This window comes from Maribacter sp. (genome assembly GCF_049667165.1).
Taxonomy (GTDB): Bacteria; Bacteroidota; Bacteroidia; order Flavobacteriales; family Flavobacteriaceae; genus Maribacter_A.
The window spans coordinates 1-18,722 of the sequence record NZ_JBATHS010000001.1 but is presented as its reverse complement, the minus strand read 5'-3'; the positions used below and the strand labels follow the sequence as shown (position 1 = coordinate 18,722).

11 protein-coding genes are annotated in these 18,722 nt (G+C 39.3%); 1 reads left to right on the top strand and 10 read right to left on the bottom strand.

Annotation, left to right across the window (positions count from 1 at the left end):
* Positions 1 to 1,774: beta-galactosidase domain 4-containing protein (locus WBM98_RS00055; RefSeq protein WP_424363962.1), on the top strand; the 1,774-nt coding region annotated here is incomplete at its 5' end.
* Between the two features lie 199 nt (positions 1,775 to 1,973).
* Here WBM98_RS00055 and WBM98_RS00050 read toward each other — a convergent pair.
* The 10 genes from WBM98_RS00050 to WBM98_RS00005 all read right to left on the bottom strand — a co-directional run.
* Positions 1,974 to 2,804 (bottom strand): DMT family transporter, encoded by an 831-nt coding sequence (locus WBM98_RS00050; RefSeq protein WP_424363961.1) that lies wholly within the window; start codon positions 2,802 to 2,804, stop codon positions 1,974 to 1,976.
* 369 nt (positions 2,805 to 3,173) lie between these two features.
* A complete protein-coding gene (gene rfbD / locus WBM98_RS00045; protein WP_424363960.1) occupies positions 3,174 to 4,031 on the bottom strand; it encodes a dTDP-4-dehydrorhamnose reductase in 858 nt (285 codons plus the stop codon).
* 174 nt (positions 4,032 to 4,205) lie between these two features.
* Positions 4,206 to 5,096, bottom strand: coding sequence for a carbohydrate kinase family protein (locus WBM98_RS00040; protein ID WP_424363959.1), 891 nt, complete (start codon positions 5,094 to 5,096; stop codon positions 4,206 to 4,208).
* Positions 5,097 to 5,208: 112 nt separating this feature from the next.
* Entirely contained in the window at positions 5,209 to 6,882 is a 1,674-nt protein-coding gene (locus WBM98_RS00035; RefSeq protein WP_424363958.1) for a GH32 C-terminal domain-containing protein, read from the bottom strand.
* Between the two features lie 227 nt (positions 6,883 to 7,109).
* The gene (locus WBM98_RS00030) at positions 7,110 to 8,855 is read right to left on the bottom strand and encodes a RagB/SusD family nutrient uptake outer membrane protein (RefSeq protein ID WP_424363956.1); all 1,746 of its coding nucleotides are present in this window, start codon (positions 8,853 to 8,855) and stop codon (positions 7,110 to 7,112) included.
* 16 nt (positions 8,856 to 8,871) lie between these two features.
* The gene (locus tag WBM98_RS00025) at positions 8,872 to 12,024 is read right to left on the bottom strand and encodes a SusC/RagA family TonB-linked outer membrane protein (RefSeq protein WP_424363955.1); all 3,153 of its coding nucleotides are present in this window, start codon (positions 12,022 to 12,024) and stop codon (positions 8,872 to 8,874) included.
* A gap of 12 nt (positions 12,025 to 12,036) precedes the next feature.
* Positions 12,037 to 13,674 (bottom strand): glycoside hydrolase family 32 protein, encoded by a 1,638-nt coding sequence (locus tag WBM98_RS00020; protein WP_424363954.1) that lies wholly within the window; start codon positions 13,672 to 13,674, stop codon positions 12,037 to 12,039.
* The gene (locus WBM98_RS00015) at positions 13,664 to 14,998 is read right to left on the bottom strand and encodes a sugar porter family MFS transporter (RefSeq protein WP_424363953.1); all 1,335 of its coding nucleotides are present in this window, start codon (positions 14,996 to 14,998) and stop codon (positions 13,664 to 13,666) included. Before WBM98_RS00015 ends, WBM98_RS00020 begins: the two co-directional genes overlap by 11 nt.
* 243 nt (positions 14,999 to 15,241) lie before the next feature.
* Entirely contained in the window at positions 15,242 to 17,992 is a 2,751-nt protein-coding gene (locus WBM98_RS00010; RefSeq protein WP_424363952.1) for a substrate-binding domain-containing protein, read from the bottom strand.
* 377 nt (positions 17,993 to 18,369) lie between these two features.
* On the bottom strand, positions 18,370 to 18,722 hold a 353-nt coding region (locus tag WBM98_RS00005), incomplete at its 5' end, for a mannonate dehydratase (RefSeq protein ID WP_424363951.1).

The window sequence follows — 18,722 nt, the reverse complement described above, 5'->3', positions numbered from 1 at the left end:
GTATGGCATTCAAATGCAAGATCCGGACACTTTGGAGTTTTATGTCAATGCCAAGGCCGATCACAAAAGATTTTCAGCCAAGACCAAGGTCGGTGTGGACTTCTATGATACATGGCACCATGTAGCTGGTGTGTATAACGGACAAAAATTGACGTTATATGTAGATGATAAGGTTGTGGGCGAAACGGAATTCACCGGAAATATGAAGATAATACCATTCCCATTGTGTTTGGGCAGGGAGGCCGAAAATCAAGACCAAGGGGAGCATAGCGGACGTATGTCAAGTATGGTGCTGGATGATGTCCGTATTTTTGACCACGCGGTTTCTATTTCCGAATTGAAAACCCAAGTAAACGACGCCGTGTTGGCGCTTGATTTTGAAAATGATTCCCTAGGTGAGGATTTTTATGCCATAGGTTTGGGAGGACGAACCTACGGGGTCATATGGCCCGATCGTACGATACAACCAGAAATTCACCAGATTAAAAAATCAGGACAACCCATAGGCTTCGAACTGATCGATGCAGAAAAAGGCCTTATCAAAATCAGCAATTACCATCATTTCAAAGATTTGAATTTGTTGAATGGGCATTGGTCGCTTATGGAAGATGGAAAGGAATTGGAAAAAGGTACCCTTTCAATGGATTTACCAGCACAAAAATCGAAAGAGGCAACCATTCCTTTTAAAACCAAAAGTACTACCGGGGAGCTCATTCTTACCATTGGATTTTCATTAAAAGAAAAAGAGCGCTGGGCCACGGAAGGTCATGAGGTCGCTTGGGAACAATTTATACTGGAAAAGGGAACAGTTCCCCAAACGATTGCCCTTGAAAAGAAAGCATTGAACGTTGAGGAGCGCCCAGCGGAACTCGAAATTTCAGGAGATGGCTTCACCTATGTTTTTAATAAGAATGACGGTAAATGGACCTCCTTGCGCTATAAGGGAACGGAATATTTGGAAGGAGGCCCGGATTTCATGGTATGGCGTGCCCCATTGGCCAATGATGTAGATCCTTGGGGTTCTTATAAATTTTACAGCAACAAGATAACGCCGGGTTATGGTCGCTCCATTGACAATGAGTTGCGAACTTTGGGACTTCGTGACCTGAAGACCAGCGTTGATGAAGTTAACTTTACCAACAGTACGAAAGGGGTTAAAGTGAACGTCAAAGTTTGGTCAACTTCATCCTTGGACCCCAAATTGATCATGTATCCAGAGGCTGATTATTCGGCTTTTGAACGGGATGAGATATGGACAATCCATCCTGACGGCACCTTGGAATTGGACCAAGAGGTAACACCGCATGGGGCCATGCCCGAAATGCTTCCCAAAGAAGGGCTACAGTTTCAATTGCCAAAAGCGTTCAATCAGGTTACATGGTATGGTCGCGGACCATTCGAAACCTATCCGGATAGAAAGACCGCAGCGAAATTCGGTGTTTACAATTCGGATGCCGATGCGATGTACGAACCCTATATCCTACCCCAGGATTATGGCAATCGTACCGATGTGCGATGGGTTCGGATTATGAATGCCCAAGGAAAAGGGCTGCTGATCTCAGGAGATCAGGCTGTGAATTTCAGTCTTCATAAATATGACACGGATAACCTTTCAAGGGCGGTTTACACCTATCAATTGAAGGAGGTCCCCTTTACCGTTTTGAATATCGACCACAAGGTATCCGGTGTGGGAGGAACAGCCTTGCGACAATTGGAGACCTACAGGGAAAAGGCTACTAGCGGCCGATACAGACTAACGGTAAAACCATTTTAAAATATCACTTAAAAAATATACCTAAGACGCTTAAATCGATACGAACAAACCAATGAAAAGGTAAGGATAGGTCTCGGGTTAACAAGCTGTGTTTGTTTTACGCCTATCGTGGAAATGTCCAAAAGTGATCAATGCTGCTCTTTGGATGCATATAACTGGGGTCCATTCAATACGAAATGCCATGTATCCCTAAAATCGCTCATTTCTTACTTGCCCAAACATTGGCCACAAGGGCACCGACAATCATAAGGATTCCCAGAACGCTCCAAAGGCTATACACATCGCCAAACCAAAATATACCTACAGTCACGGTAAAAATCACCTCGATATATTTTAAAGGGGCAATTACATTGGTTTTGGCTATTTGAAATGCCTTTGTCATAAAAACCTGCCCGAAAAATCCAAAAATACCCAGACTCAGAAATAGCCACCATTCATTTCCTATGGGCGTTTTCCAATTGAAAATACTCAAAAGACCACCGACAACGGTACCCACGAACATGAAATAATTCACGATGATGATCGGATGATCGCTTTGGCCGATCCTTCGAATGGCGACATAGACCAAGCCGCTGAAAACCGAGGCTATCAATATCAGTATAAGTCCTGTATTATCGATAGAACCATCAAATCCCTTAATGACAATGACTCCTGAGAATGCAATAAAGAAGAGGGGCCATTGCAGGGGACGTAGCTTTTCACCCAACAAAACCACGGCAAATAAAGTGGCAAATATAGGGGACAAATATCTAAGGGATACGGCGGTACCCACAGGTAAATATTTTAACGACATAAAGAATAGACTCATGGCGGTCAACCCCAAAAAAGACCGTAACACCAATAATCCTTTCCGATTTCCCAATATATTGATTCCCTTAACCAAAATATAGGAAGTGGCCAGGACCAAAGAACCCAGTGATCGAAAAAAAACAACCTCAAAAGTCGGAAAATGGGCCAAGTACTTTACAACCGCATTCATCATGGTGAATGAGAAGGTACTGACAATCATAAAAAGGATGGCTTTCTTCACAAGTTCACTTTAGGCCTTTTTGAGCCTCAAAAGCCCGATGGACATTTGTGGTTGTTCAATTTGTTCATTTGAAATATCGAGCTAAAAAACAAGGACATCCTAGATTTCCTTGTTCGAACAGTTTCCCTTGACTGAAATGGCATATGCATTCATCCATAACTGAAAATACGTCCGATGAACTGCCCAGAAATACAATTTTGGCTGTTTTGTCTAAACTTTCAGGCTTTAAAATTACAGTAAATAATACATATAGAGGTTGTCGGGAAGCAATGTTTGAACTTGTTGCTATTATATTTTGTTAAAACGGTTTTGAAGTGCAACGGACTTTCTGTTGCCCCAAACCACAGGGATTCAACGTGTTGACACGTATTACTTAAGTGCTTTGGATGCTTTTATCAAACTATCCTGCCAATAGGGAATATCAATTTGCAGCGTTTTTTTTATTTTGGTTTTATCGAGCACACTATAGCTTGGCCTTTTTGCAGGTCGTGGATAAGCATCACTCCGTATCGGGTTTAGTTGCACCGATATCCCATTTATGTCGAAAATAGCCTTTGCAAAATCATACCAGCTTGCGACCCCTTCATTACTATAATGGTATACCCCATAATCCGCTACTTTATCCTGTATGAACAATAACAGGACCTCGGCCAAATCCATGGCGTAGGTGGGGGTACCTATCTGATCGAATACCACGGATAGTTCCTCCCTTTCCCGGCCATATTGTAACATTGATTTCAAAAAATTGGAACCATATTCGGAATACAACCATGACGTGCGAATGATGAAATACTTCTTGCAAATTGATGCAATGGCCTGTTCGCCCATCAATTTTGAACTGCCATAGGTTCCCAAGGCATTCGTAGGGTCCATTTCAGTATACGGAACGTTTTGAGTACCATCGAAAACAAAATCCGTAGAGATATGTATCAACACGGTGTTGTAGGTATCACAAGCAATGGCGAGGTTCTTAGCTCCCCGGTGGTTAATCATATGCGCAAGTTCGGTATCCTGCTCAGCGCCATCAACATTGGTGTATGCCGCCGTATTTATACAATAGTGGTAACCGCCCATTTCAAATTCCTTATGCACAGCTGCAATATCCGCGATATTGAGTTCAGAGGATGATCTAAAACTGAATGTCAGGGCATTGGGGTATTTTGAGGAAGCATCCTTGATGCATCTTGCCAATTGTCCATTGCCGCCAGTAACCAATATATTAAGCATAAAGCACGTTAGGGTTTTAACTACTATTCTTCGATATATTCCTTAAAAGTAGGTAATATCTTGTCTTTTTCAGAAATGATAGAGCCACTTTCCGAAATTGGTCAAAGAATGTCCAATTTTTTATCGAAATCGGGAATTAGCCAATCTATTTATGAATTATCAAGTTTTAAGATTTTAAGGATTCATAAACTTGGCTATTTTCTGTTTCGATAGAATAGGATTTGCCCCTTCACTACAAGCTACCATTGCCCCAACAGCACATCCAAAATTAATGGCCTCTTGTGGTCCATCATCATTGAACAATTTATAAATTATGGATGCTAAAAACGAGTCTCCAGATCCAACAGTATCCAATACTTTAATTCGAAATCCACTATTATAATAAAACTTCTCATCTTTAAATAGCACGGCCCCAAAAGCCCCTTTGGTAACGCATACGGTTTTGGTATTTGTAGCTTTAGCGATAAATACAATTATTTGTTCCATAGAATGGTATTTGCATCCTAAATACGTTTTAACCTCATATAATTCATCGTCATTGAATTTTATGAAGTCAGCTTCTGCCATGAGTTCCAGAAGCAATTCTTTGGTATAGTGGGGTGCTCTTAGATTAGCATCGAAAACCTTATAAGTGGCATGTTTTAAAAGTTCCTTCAAGGTGTTTTGGGATACTTTGTCTCGACAGACCAAACTTCCGAACAAAAAAACATCCGATTTTTGTACCCTTTCTATATCTGGTTTTGCTAATTGAATTTTATCCCAAGCTACGGGATAGGAAATATCATAAGAGGCGACACCCTTATCGTTCAAAATCACATTCACTTCCCCAGTTGGATAATTTTTATTTACTTGAATTCCCGATAAGTCTAACCCGATATTTTTGAGATAACCCTTGATCTTCTTGCCTTGCGAATCATCGCCAACACTACTAATAAGTGAAACGTCAACTCCAAAAGCTTGCAATCTACCTGAAACATTCAAGGGTGCACCCCCAATTTTTGATTGTGTAGGAAAATTGTCAATTAAAACTTCGCCAAAACTAACTACTTTTAAGTTTTTCTTCATTTTATATGGATTAATAACAATTTCAAAAATTAAAAAAGCAGGCCTGAACCCTTGTTTAATTGTATCCGCAAAATTGTATTTTTTTAGACCATTTTTCACTAATGGTTGATCTTTATTCGGCGTTTTCCCATATGGACTTCAGCTGATGGACTTCTAAAGAATGGATCTTGATATTCTTATTATCTAAAAACGCCAATCCGCTGTTAGTTTTTGCTTCTTTAAGAGAGCTTACTACTGTAAAGGCACCACCATCGGCGAATATCTCAACCGATGTCCGATCTATTAATATCTCCAGTCCAATACTACGGCTTCCTGCATCTACATTTTCATAAAAAGCGTCATTTAGGGTATTGAAATTCATATCATATTCTGCAATGCTATTCCCATGATAAAGAAAATTAAACCTTGTGCCATCATTGATGGTTACTTTCATCTTGATGTGAAAAATATCTCCATCATTAATTTTAAGGTTTTCATTTGCGCCTTGGGTTGTTAGATTTTTCCAGGAATAGCTTTTTTTATGTAATTGTTCAATTTCCTTAATTGGCTCGTTAAATAATCTAACACCATTTATCGTAGTCCTTAGAGTGAGCTCAGTAGGAAAAAGCATGAGTTGACTGAACGGCATTCCTTTGTGCCACATATCTTGTCCCCAGCCCAATTGAATGCGCCTTCCATCAGCCGCAGGAATATTGTTGTATGTCTGTGCAGCATACAATTGACCGTGTACATATTGATGTTTGCCAGAAGTTGGCGTGAACTTTGTACCATCAAAATCGCCTACCATATAGGTGCCTGAGGCCCCATATATTACCCATTTTGTGTTGTTCTTATCCCCATCAATCGGTAACTCAAATAATTCAGGGCATTCCCAAAAACCAACGATATGGCTTTGGTACGTCCATTCTTTAAAATCATCAGAATTGTAAAATGAATGTCCATCCTTTTCAAAAAGTACCATTATCCATTTTTGGGTGGGTTCATACCAGAAAATCTTCGGGTCACGGGTATTAGAACTATTCCATTTAGCCTTACTATCGATGACTGGATTATCTTCGTATTTTGTGAAAGTTCGCCCGCCGTCGTTACTATAGGCAATACACTGAGTTTCCAATGCACCTTTCTCTTCACCTAGATCTTTATGAGCAGTGTAAGCGGCCACCAAAGCAGGTTTATCTCCTGTTTGAAAGCCCGCCGTATTCTTATGATCAATGGCCGCAGTTCCGGAAAACATCGCTCCGAGTTCATCTGGATATAAAACTTCACCCAACTCTTCCCAGTGCAATAAGTCCTTACTTACGGCATGTCCCCAATGCATATTGCCCCAATGGGTTTCGTAAGGATTATGTTGGTAAAATAGGTGGTATTCACTATCGTAATACACCAAACCATTTGGGTCGTTATTCCAACCTCTTCGGCTGGAAAAATGAATTTGAGGACGATTGGTTTCCCGGTAAACACTATCTTGACCGGCCCAGATATCAGATTGGTATATTTTAGAAAGACCTGAGACGGACTTCGGATATTTAACTATTATCTTTTTGCCTTTAAATGCAGATACATCGGCAAATACCCAATAGTCCGGTTCACCATTGCTGATGCGGATATCGAAATACCTGACCAATTCATCACCCGAGGTAAAGGTCATTTGGTTTCTATCTTCTAACATTTGAATAGGAAGATTGAGGTATTTTTTGTCTATGTCAAAAGTAAGGCGTTGTAGAGTGTCCTGTGCAGATAGATATATTCCACAGACCATAAATGACAGTAAAAGTGTATTTTTCATAAAATCATTTAAATTATCTGAATAAAAATTGTTCCAATTAGCTCATAGCCAGCACTTCGTTCTACTTTAATACTTAATAAACTTGATTATATTTTTCTCAATTACACAACATGTATTAATGCGCTTACTTAATTACTAAATGTAAACCCGGGCTTTTACACCCGGGTTTCTAAAAAAACTAACTCAAACTAACTCAACTTAATGAATCACTCTTCTAACAAAAGAACCTAGTACCCGGGATTTTGTACGTAAAGTCCTCCTGTAAAATCTATTTCGCGTTGTGGTATCGGATAATACTCATCCCTACCAGTCGTAAATTGCGCATTTGCCAAGAAATCTTTTTTAGTTTTTTCAATTGCTAGATACGCATTTAGTACATCGGCCGCTTCACCCCAACGCACTAGATCAAAGAATCGAGGGCCTTCCATACCGAACTCTAACCTTCTCTCGAACTTCAATGCTTTAAGGGCAAATTCCTTTGTGGGAAAAGCATCATAGGTGCCAATATTATAAATGTCAGTTGCACCTGCAGCCAAAGGCCTAGCAGTACTCGCAGCTGCCCGTGTCCTTAATTGGTTGATAATAGGTAATGCCTCATCCCACCGGTCTAACTGAATCAACGCCTCAGCTTTAAACAATAAAACGTCGGCATATCGAATAAAATCGACATTTTTGGAAGTTCCTACAAATGGGCCTTCCTTTACGTAACACGAACAATCAGGGGCCTGCTGTTCCTTCATATTTCCAAAATACCCATATACTCCTGGATCTCTCGCCCAGCTGAAATTGTACACCATATCACCTGTTTCATTGACAGTATTTCTGTATTTGAATGGTCTTCCTGGAAGTCCAACTGTATGATCAATCCTGGGATCTACGGTAAGACCTGCAGCAGGAATGGATGTACCGTCATCTTCAACAGTATTAAAAATGTCTTCATCATTAAAAGTATCCAATAGTGGAAGTCCGCTGGCATCTGTCTTAAAAGCATTGACCATATTATGACTCGCCAAATGGAATCCGCAGCAGCCGTATAATCCTGTACCATGCGGTGAATTCAAACCAGTTACAAAACTAACACGGCTTACAATAGTACCATCATTTATGGAAAACTGAGCGGCCCATATAGACTCAGGACCATTGTCAAACCCGTCTAAGAAATTATTTCCATAGTCCGGTTCAAGGCTACCGGTTACCTCATCGGCAAAACTAATGACCTCTTCCAAACGAGACGTATTAATATTGGTGACCTGATTGGTTTCGTTCTGCTCATAAGCTTGATACAAGCGAAGTTTAGCCAAATATGCCGCTGCGGCATTTCTATCCGCTCTTCCCACCTGATCTTGAGATTGGGGAAGGTTGTTATATGCAAAAAGAAAATCTTCAGCTATTGTATTCCAAAGATCATCATTTGATATGTCATTTGAAACCATTGCTGCTTCTTCTTGTGTCAGTTCTTCTGTTATATAAGGAACTTTCTTAAACAAAAGCTTTAAAACAAAGTGTGAGTGTGCCCTTAAAAAACGAAGCTCCGCTTGACGTAAAGTCTTGTCGGCGTAATCACCATCAGGAATCTCGTTGATGACTGATAATGCAAAATTTGCCCTAGAAATCGCCTTATAGTAATTTGTCCAGGTTCGAGGTCCCATCCAATCGGTACCATTATCAGCTTCGGTGAGGTTATATTGCTCATACTTATCAACGATATCTACATCACTACGACCACCACCTCCTTTATAGGCGTCATCGGAACGAACACTACCGTATACCCACATTTGTGTAAGCGGCCCTATCATATCATCATTGGCAATTCCCGCATATGCAGCAACTACCAAGGCCTCAGCATTTTCATCTGTTGCCACGTTCTCGTTTGACAACACGCCTTCTGGTTCATACTCTAAAAAGTCATCCGAACAAGATGTAAATAGAAATGAAACCAATACTGCTATTATTATGAATTTATTTTGTTTCATGATTATCAATTTTTTATTAAAAGTTTACATTAAGCCCCAAAGAAAGTACTGTTGGTACTGGAATTCTATTTACGTCCGTACGCTCGGGATCAGAGCCGATGTAGTCTTTCGGAGTAAACCAAAATAGGTTTTCACCTTGAAAGTAAATTCTTAACTTGGTCATGCCACCCCATTCACTGATCATATCCTGTGGTAAGGAATAACCGATTTGCAGATTCCTTATTTTGAAATACGAGTTGTTCCTGAACAGATAATCTGAAGTTCTCTGATCGTTCAATGCTAAGGATAGCGCTGGAATGTCAGAACTAGTATTAGTGGGTGTCCAAGCATTCAAAACCCCAAGACCGGCATTTTCACGTCCTTGTACAAAGTTATTCCAGAAAATGTATGGGTCTTGCCCTATTCTTCCTGCTACCCCTGAACCAAATACTGAAAAGTCGAAATTCTTATAACCTAGGTCTATTCGAACTCCATATTCTAAATCAGGCAAGGTATTGCCAATAAAATCTCTGTCATCCCCGTCGATAGTACCATCGCCGTTTAAATCTTGGAATTTCAAACCTCCTGGTCTGGCCCCCACTTGACTCGGAGAACTATCTACATCCGCTTGACTTTGAAAAAGACCGTCAGTCTTATACCCGAAGATGGAAAACTGTGATTGGCCAACGATAGAATTCTCCGCTGTTCCTGGGTAGGCTGCCCTCACTTCTTCTGGTAAGAACGTAATCTTATCCTTAAAGGCACCAAAATTTGTTGAAACCCCAAAAGTAAGACCACTATCAAATGTTTTTACATAATCCAATGATAATTCCCAACCTGTAGTTTCCGTAGAAGCTCCGTTCAATACACGTTGCTGTCCCTCGCCGATAACAGAAGCGATAGGCGGAGTTATCAATATATCATCGGTATCCCTTGTGAAGTAATCGAAAGAACCTGTAACGGCGTTTTTGAATAGTCCAAAATCAACACCTATATTAATTTCTTTTGTGGTCTCCCATTTCAAAGCTGGATTGGCCGCTTGTGTAGACACAAAACCTGAAGGAAGTGTTCCACCATTATTACCATTCAGATCGTAAGCCGTTCCAACATTATAATAGATTTCAAAGAAACCGGGACTAAATTGAACTTCGTTTGGACCATATCTAGATTCGAAAATTCCGAAACGAGCCAAATCACCAATATTCTGGTTTCCTACTTCACCATAACCAGCCCTCAATTTTAAATTACTGATGACTTCAATATCTTTCAAAAACGCTTCTTCACTTAATCTCCAACCTAAAGTAAATGCCGGGAAGATACCATATCGATTATCAGGACCGAATCTTGATGAACCATCCCTACGGATTGTTACCGAAGCCAAATATTTGTTGCCATAAGCATAATTGAGTTTTCCGAATTGTGATAACAATCTACTACCGCTAGAAGTTCCGTTAGAAGTTCTGGCTCCTGTTGCAGCACCTAACACAAAATAGCTTTCAGTTTCAACGGCAAATCCATCCGCTGAAGCAAATACAGCATCAAAATCATTCTTTACCGATTCAGTACCAATGAGCAATCCAAAACGATGATCATCTAAGTCTAGATTGTAGTTCAAAGTGTTGGTAAAGACCAAACTGGAAAACTTGTTAGTATCTAATATCAATCTGTTATTTCCTCGAGTTACAAGACCATTGTCCACAGTTGTCTCAATATCTTTTCTTTTGAAGTCATTGAAATCCAGTCCAACACTTGTTCTAAAAGTCAGATTATCCAAAATATCGACCTCAGCATAAACATTGCCGAAAATAGAAGTACGTTCAGTATTGTCCCAGCGGTTCAAATATTGCATCAACACCGGGTTATTACGATCCGAATATCCCGCACCAATTGGACCACCATATTGGCCATCAATACCAAAAAGTGGAATAGTAGGAGCAAGCGTAATGGCCAAACCTGGTGTTGGAGCACTACCAACATCAGGTGTTGCAAGTGTCTCATCAGAAGTTGAGAATTGTGTATTCATCCCAACACGAAGCTTATTTTTGAAAAAGTTGAAATTAGAATTCAATTTTGCAGTATACCTGTCATAATTGGTGTATTTCAAGACCCCAGTGTTCTTTAAATATCCAATGTTCAATAGATGAAAAGACTTTTCAGTTCCTCCAGAAACGCTTATATCATTGTTGAAGACATAGCCTGTTTCATATGTTTCGTCTTGCCAATCGGTATCCCCTGCAGGAAAATTTGAATCTCCACCGACAAATGGTTGAATACTAACACTATTTAATACCGGGTTATTGAAGTCACCATTCCAGTCGAAATTATAGATCTCACCATAACCTCCATTAGGGTCTGCCCCATCATTAACTGAAGCTTGCCAAAGTACTTCACCTCGCTGTTGGGCATTCAACATATCATACCGTTGCTTCTTTTCTGATAATATAGAGACGTTGGAGTTAATTGAAATACTCAATTTTTCGCCACCAGTGGCTTTTGCACTATTCTTAGTAGTTACTATAATAACACCGTTACCGGCACGTGCCCCATAAATGGAAGAGGCTGAGGCATCTTTTAACACTTGAACCGATTCAATTGCACTTGGATTTAAACTTGAGAATACTTCTTGACGCACTGTAGGCACCCCATCAATGACATAAAGTGGGTCATTATTCCCTAAGGTAGTCGCACCACGAATAAGAATACGGCTACTTGTACCTGTGGGATCACCCGATTTTTCTACGAAAAGACCAGGAACCCTACCCTGCAGGGCCTGCATGGCATTACCCGAGCTCAAACTTTGTCCCTCTACGGGCCCAAGTTCAACAACTGTAATTGCCCCTGTTAAATCGGCTTTTCGTTCTGTGGCATATCCTGTCAAAACCACTTCGTCGAGCTGGCTTGCATCTTCTTGCATTGCGATATTGATAGTAGATTGTCCGTTTACGGGCACTTCGACCGTTGAAAATCCAATATAACTGAATACTAAGGTTGCATCTGACGCAACATCATCAATGGCATAGTTACCATCAAAATCAGTTGTACTTCCTTTGGTCGTTCCCTTTACAATGACAGAAGCCCCTGGCAGTGGCATACTGTCATCTGCAGATGTCACCGTACCTCTTATTTGCCCTTGTGCCGCTAGGCCAATAGGAACAAAAATTAGCAGTAATAATAAAAGTTTTAATTTCATAATCATTGAGTTTTAGTTAAAATTTAATTCATGTATTTCGAGATTGTTGATTATAAATTTTTCTTGATCGGACAATATTGATAAGACTTCAAAAGGTGCATTGGGAAAGAAAATTTCCGTCATGACCGTTTGCCCATTATCATAGAACAATTCAATAGAGGTCTTATCAAGCAGTATTTTTCCAGTCAAATGCGTAGAGCCCGCTGTTCTTGGTGCCATTGAAATTCTATCTGTAAACTTCTCAGAGAAATCGGTTTTGCCCGATTTGTTCCGGTCTACGAAAAATTGTTTTTCGGTTGCGTCATAGCCGAATTTTAATTCATCACCTTCACTATTGGACAAAATGAAAGTGTACTTTCCTTCAGTCACATCAGCAATTTCAAAATTAATTTCGGTTTTAGAAAGGTTGATGGTTTCGTTCGTGGTCAAAACGGTTTCTCCTTCAACAGAAATAGTTGTATCGGCTACCTTTTTTGCCCGATAATCGTTTAATTCTTTTACAGGATTGGATATCAATCTATACGTCTTAATACCATTTATCAAACCTAATTCCCGTGCTATTGTGTTCGCACTTCGCCAATTTTCGGTAGGGACTTGGTTGGCATATAGCCAATTGGACATCCATCCTATAAAAAGTTTACCCCCTTGGGCTGTTGTAACATTGGACCATGTTACGCCCGCATAGTTATCGCGTCCATGATCCACCCAAAAACTATGTTCTTTGGCTTGCTCTTTTTGAAAATTAGTATCGATACTAAATGTCTTACCATCAAAATCACCTACAAAATATTGGGTTGCAGAACCGCTATTTGGCCCGCCAGGGTTAATACTGACGAAAAGCACCCATTTGGTTTTATCCGTTCCTTGAACCGGCAATGGGAAAAAGTCAGGACATTCCCAAACACCGTTATGGTTACCAATGCCTTCACCAAACGTGGAAAGTAGCTTCCAGTTTTTCAAATCTTTGGAGGCATAGAACATAATTTCTTGTCCCGCCGCAAGAACCATTAACCATTGCTTGCGTTCCTCGTCCCAGTTGACTTTGGGATCTCTGAAATCGGGTATATTGGGATTCTTAATTACCGGATTTCCCTCGAATTTGGTAAATGTAAGGCCCTCGTCCAAAGAATAGGCAATGGATTGTGTTTCGTCAATAATTTCACCCGCCTTATCGGCTTCCATATCGTGATGGGTAAACATTGCGATTACGGGAGTCTTACTTTCGGCAGAAAAACCAGAGGTGTTTTCTACATCGACCACAGCACTTCCTGAAAATATCAAACCCAATTCGTCGGGGTATAAGGCAATTGGCTGTTCTTTCCAACTAATCATATCTGTACTGATGGCATGACCCCAATGCATAGGTCCCCATATGGTACTATCAGGATAATGTTGGAAATAAAGATGATAATATCCATTGTAATAGAACATGCCATTTGGGTCATTCATCCATCCTTTTTTTGGCGAAAAATGAAAGTTTGGACGGTACATTTTTTCATTGTCGGTGGATACTACTTCCATTTCATCCGCCGTTACCTTGGTTTCCTTCTTTGGGTCGCTTTTGCATGAACTTACCATACAGAATATAGAAAATAACAAAGCGTACATTAAACCGTGATTATTCATTTTATGACTGTATTTATTTTCCATTGGATGGTTTTTGTTTTATTAAAATTTTACTCAATTCTTCTAAAGATATTCCCTTGGTCTCTGGCATTACAAAAGCGACGAAAAGTAGTTGCAATACCATCATAAAGGCGAAGAAAGCGAATACGATTCCTGGGCCAATGGTGGCAAATAATACAGGTATTAATGACGGAACTACTGCGGCCAAAATCCAATGTACGGAACTACCGAACGATTGGCCAGAACCCCTTAAATGGTTAGGGAATATTTCAGATATGAACACCCATATTACGGTACCCTGACCAATCGCATGTGCCGCAATGAATAGGAATAAAAATATCGGCATGGCCACACCAGTCCAATTCAGGAAAAAGGCACAAGCCACCAAAGACAATGACACTATATATCCAATTGAACCTAAGTACATTAATTGCTTTCTCCCCACTCTATCTATCAGGTATATTCCCAAAAGGGTAAAAAGCATATTGGTTACCCCAATACCAATACTGCTTAGAAGTGCTGAGCTTTCGGCAAGACCGGCCTCAGTCAATATTCTAGGTGCATAATATAAGAATGCATTTATGCCCGATAATTGGTTAAAAAATGCGATGCAAAATGCCAGTATTAAGGGGAAACGGTATTTTTTAATAAAAATATTCTCATGAGGTATGGTATTTTCCATTTCATCCTTAATCTCCATCATCAATTTTTCAGAATCCAGATCCGGATTGATTAACTGGAGAACAGTTTTAGCCTCACTATTTCTGAATTTGGTAAGCAGCCATCTTGGACTTTTAGGTAGGGTAAATGCAAATAGAGTATATAGTGCAGCGGGGATTGCCTCTACACCCACCATCCAACGCCAAGCATTTTCACCTATACCATTTAATAAGTAGTTAGAGAAAAAGGCAATCAATATTCCGAAAACAATATTGAATTGGTATAACCCAACCAACTTACCTCTATCCTTAGCAGGTGCGATTTCAGAGATATAAGCAGGTGCGGCAATAGTAGATGCACCTACACCGAGGCCTCCGATAAATCGAAACACCGCAAAGGTTATTGGGTCATTGGCAAAAGCCGAACCTATGGCAGATATTGTATAAAGTACTCCAATCCAAATCAAAGTTTTTTTCCGTCCGATTCTATTTGTTGGTATACTCCCTAATAATGCACCAACCACAGTGCCCCATAAGGCCATACCAATTACCACGACGCCATGAAATACATCTGATGAATCCCATAATGCCTGAAGCTTTTTGTCTGCCCCGGAAATCACCACGGTGTCAAAACCAAAAAGAAATCCTGCGAGTGCAGCAGTAATAGACCACATCCATATTTTTCTCATAATCGTAATTTTCTAGTATCACTACTAAAATATCCATAAAATATTAGGTGCAATTTTACTGATGTTGCAATCTGTTATGATTTTGTTAAGAATTGTTTATGAGTCAGTATTACTCTGATTATCAATTTATTATTAAATATATTTAACACTTAGTGATTTTGTTGAATTATAATGAGGTTACCCAAAGTTTGAAATTGATACACCTCATTATATCTTAATTCAAGAAAGTTCAGGATTCACTTCTTAAATTGATTTTCTAAAAGACCCAGGGGATGTACCATAGCTATTTTTAAATACTGTAGAGAAGTAATTTGGAGATGAAAAACCGGTTTCGTAGGCAATCTCAGAAATACTTAATGATGTGCTTTCAAGCATTGTTTTCGCTTTTTCCAAGCGAATGTTGCCAATATAATCACTAACGCTAATACCCATTATGGCCTTTACTTTTCGGTACAATTGAACTCTCGAAATATGGAGGTTCTCGGCAAGGTTTTCTACCGAAAAGTCAGAATTGCCTAAATTGTCCTTGATTAGAGAATTCAGTTGGTTGAAAAACTTTTGTTCTATATTTCCAAAGGAGCCTGAATCCTCAATTTTATGGATATTGCTGGTATAATAATATCGAAGTTTCTCCCGATTATAGAGCAAAGACTTAATGGACTGGACCAATATCGAATAGCTGAAAGGTTTGGTCAAATAGAGGTCGGCCCCTGATAGTAATCCTTTTAAATAGGATTCTTTATTCCCCAAGGCAGTCAATATTATAGTGGGTATGTGCGAAGTCCGCAAATCTTTTTTTAAGATTTCACAGATTTCAAATCCGTCTTTATCTGGAAGGTTAATATCGCATAGGATTATATCTGGGATAGCTTCGAAAGCCTTTTCAAGGGCATCAGTGCCATCGGATAAATGAATCTCATACTCTAATTGTAATTTGTTCCTAAGAAATATGGAAAGATCCCTATTGTCCTCAATTATCAAAATCGAATATTTCTCCTTATCCTTATTGGGAGCCTGTATCAGATAGTTATCATCAACCAAATGTTCCGATGTGAAATCGATAATTTTCGTATCGACCAAATCTTGTTCCGTTATGATTTCGGCTTCATCAAAATGTGCCTGCCCTTTATAAAGTGTTATTATAAACTCTGAACCATGAACAGATTTTATTTGCAGATTCCCTTTATGCATTTCAACAAACTCCTTACTTAAATGTAAACCTATACCCGAGCTGTTCTTCCTGTTGTTAGATCCTTTGAAAAATGCTTGGAATACTTGATCTATTTCGTTCGGGGGAATCCCAATACCTGAATCCTTAAAATGGATATTTACAATATTTCTGCCCTCGACATCCTCGATCCATATTGCAACCTTTCCATTATCAGGAGTAAACTTAAAAGCATTGGAAAGAAGATTGAAATATACCTTGTCCATCAAATTCCTATCAATAAAAACATCGAGTGTCTCATTGTTAGAGCTTAGTTTAAAGTTAATATTCCTTTTCTTGGCCTCACGTTCAAAATCTTTAAAAATATTTTCTGAGAAGGCAAATAAATTAGTTTTTGATGCCTTAAGATTGAATTTTCGATCTTCTATTTTTCTAAAATCAAGTAATTGATTGATTAATCTAAGAAGTCGATTAGAGTTGTTATATATCAACTCCACTTCGTTCATCATTGTAGAACCCTTTTCCCTTACCACTTCACTAATCGATTCGATAGAACTTAAAATCAAAGTGATAGGGGTCTTGAATTCGTGAGACAGTCCAGTAAAAAAATTCAGTTTGGCCTCATTGCTCACTTTTACCTCCTCGGCGATTTTCTCAATTTGGTTTCGTTGAATCGTGATCTTCTTATTGGTAAGCTCAAGTTGCCTATTTTTCTTTCGAATCGCAAAAATAGAGTAGATACTATAAATGGCAAGACTCAAAATAATGCACAAAAGGGCTATCGTAATTTTTAGGAGGTTGTTTTGTGAAGAATAGAGTGCCTCCTGTTCTTTTATAGCGGTCAATTGATCTTCAATTTCGGCCTGCTGTTCATTTATTTTTTCAAATTGATTGTTCATAATATCCGCATTCACCTCGTTGATAATAGTGGTCGATAGGATATTATTCTTTGAAACTGATTCTTTTTCTAATATTTTCAGGGCCAATTTAATAGCTTCATCGCCACCCGTAGGATAGAGAACGGTCGCCTTTAGAACACCATCCTTTACTGCTTGTATTCCTTCATTGGGCCCAGGAAGGCCGTCTACGCCAATAAAATCGATTTCTTTCTCCAATCCCAAATCGTGTGCGACTTCCCATGCTCCGATTGCCATTCTATCGTTATGTGCGAAAATATAATTTACTTTAATGCCTTTTTTTAGTAATAATTCCAATTGATCTTGAATAGACTCCTTTTCCCAGTCACCTTCAATGGTTGCCACAATTCGTGCTTTATTAAACTGATTGATTATTTGTTGAAAGCCCATACCTCTTTCCTCAGCAGGCGAAGATCCGGCCAAACCTCTTATTTCAATAATTCGTATAGAGTCGTTAGTATCGGATGCAATAATTTCCTTTGCCGCATTTCTTCCTACTTCAATATTATCTGCTCCCAAATAAGCGGTGTAATTTTGGCCTTCGGTTTTTCTATCGACTACCAGCACAGGAATTCCAACATTTAGAGCCTTTTGAACGACAGGAGTGATAGGTTTTGATTGAATTGGTGACACGATTAACACATCGAGGCTATCGGCGAGAAAGTTTTCAATCTGTTCAATTTGCCTTGCTACCTCATAATTGGCGTCCTTAATAGTTAAATCAATTTTGGGATTCAAAGAGGCTTGCAGCCGCATCGCGTTATTCATGGAACGCCTCCAATTATCGTTGGACATAGCCTGAGAAAAACCAATACGAATTGTACCATTTGAATCTTCATCTCCACAAGAGCTAATGAAGAAAATAACGAATAAAGCGATAATGAATAGTATATACTTTCTGAAAATCATGAATAGAAAACGCTTTACGTAAACTTAATGAAAATTGAATTAAGGTGGTTATCTAAATGAATACATCGCTTTATTCGAATATTTAGATATTATAACAAATAAAAATCCTTAAAAACATAATATTGGCAAGATTTAAATCCACAATGAAGGGCTGAATTTTTTGGTGGCATGAGTAGACTACCTATCATATCGCGTTTATCAACATTAATATATTAGCTATTTAAGTAAGGATAACCCAATTCTTAACTGGATTCAAAAAGGCGCATTTTAGATGCTAATGATAAATGTATCCTGCTTTGCTAAAAAGGAAATGCCTACTATCAGAAATCAGAATGAAGAATGTGTTCGAATTCCTGATAAAAATCCGTTATGTCTTGTTAACCCATTGATTTAACAATTCCTAACTCCAGACCCCTGAGCTCGGCCAAACCCCGCAGTCGTCCGATACCCGAGTACCCCGGATTGGTCTTCTTTGCAAGGTCATCGAGCATTTGATGCCCATGATCCGGACGCATGGGTATGGCAGTATCTGTCCTTCTAGCTTCTGCTCTTCTTCGTTGTTCGATCAGTACTTCTTTTACGATACTGAACATGTCCACATCCCCTTCCAAATGATTGGCCTCATAAAAGTTCCCTTGGGCATCGCGCTGCGTACTTCTTAGGTGTAAAAAATGTACGCGGTCTGCGAATCGTTTGAAGATCCGCACCAAATCATTATCCGGCCTAACCC

What these genes read in the sequence shown, in the direction of transcription:
- WBM98_RS00030 (WP_424363956.1), bottom strand. Translation starts at nt 8,855, where the DNA reads ATGAAACAAAATAAATTCATAATAATAGCAGTATTGGTTTCATTTCTA.
- WBM98_RS00020 (WP_424363954.1), bottom strand. Translation starts at nt 13,674, where the DNA reads ATGGAAAATAAATACAGTCATAAAATGAATAATCACGGTTTAATGTAC.
- WBM98_RS00040 (WP_424363959.1), bottom strand. Translation starts at nt 5,096, where the DNA reads ATGAAGAAAAACTTAAAAGTAGTTAGTTTTGGCGAAGTTTTAATTGAC.
- WBM98_RS00025 (WP_424363955.1), bottom strand. Translation starts at nt 12,024, where the DNA reads ATGAAATTAAAACTTTTATTATTACTGCTAATTTTTGTTCCTATTGGC.
- WBM98_RS00015 (WP_424363953.1), bottom strand. Translation starts at nt 14,998, where the DNA reads ATGAGAAAAATATGGATGTGGTCTATTACTGCTGCACTCGCAGGATTT.
- rfbD (WP_424363960.1), bottom strand. Translation starts at nt 4,031, where the DNA reads ATGCTTAATATATTGGTTACTGGCGGCAATGGACAATTGGCAAGATGC.
- WBM98_RS00035 (WP_424363958.1), bottom strand. Translation starts at nt 6,882, where the DNA reads ATGAAAAATACACTTTTACTGTCATTTATGGTCTGTGGAATATATCTA.
- WBM98_RS00010 (WP_424363952.1), bottom strand. Translation starts at nt 17,992, where the DNA reads ATGATTTTCAGAAAGTATATACTATTCATTATCGCTTTATTCGTTATT.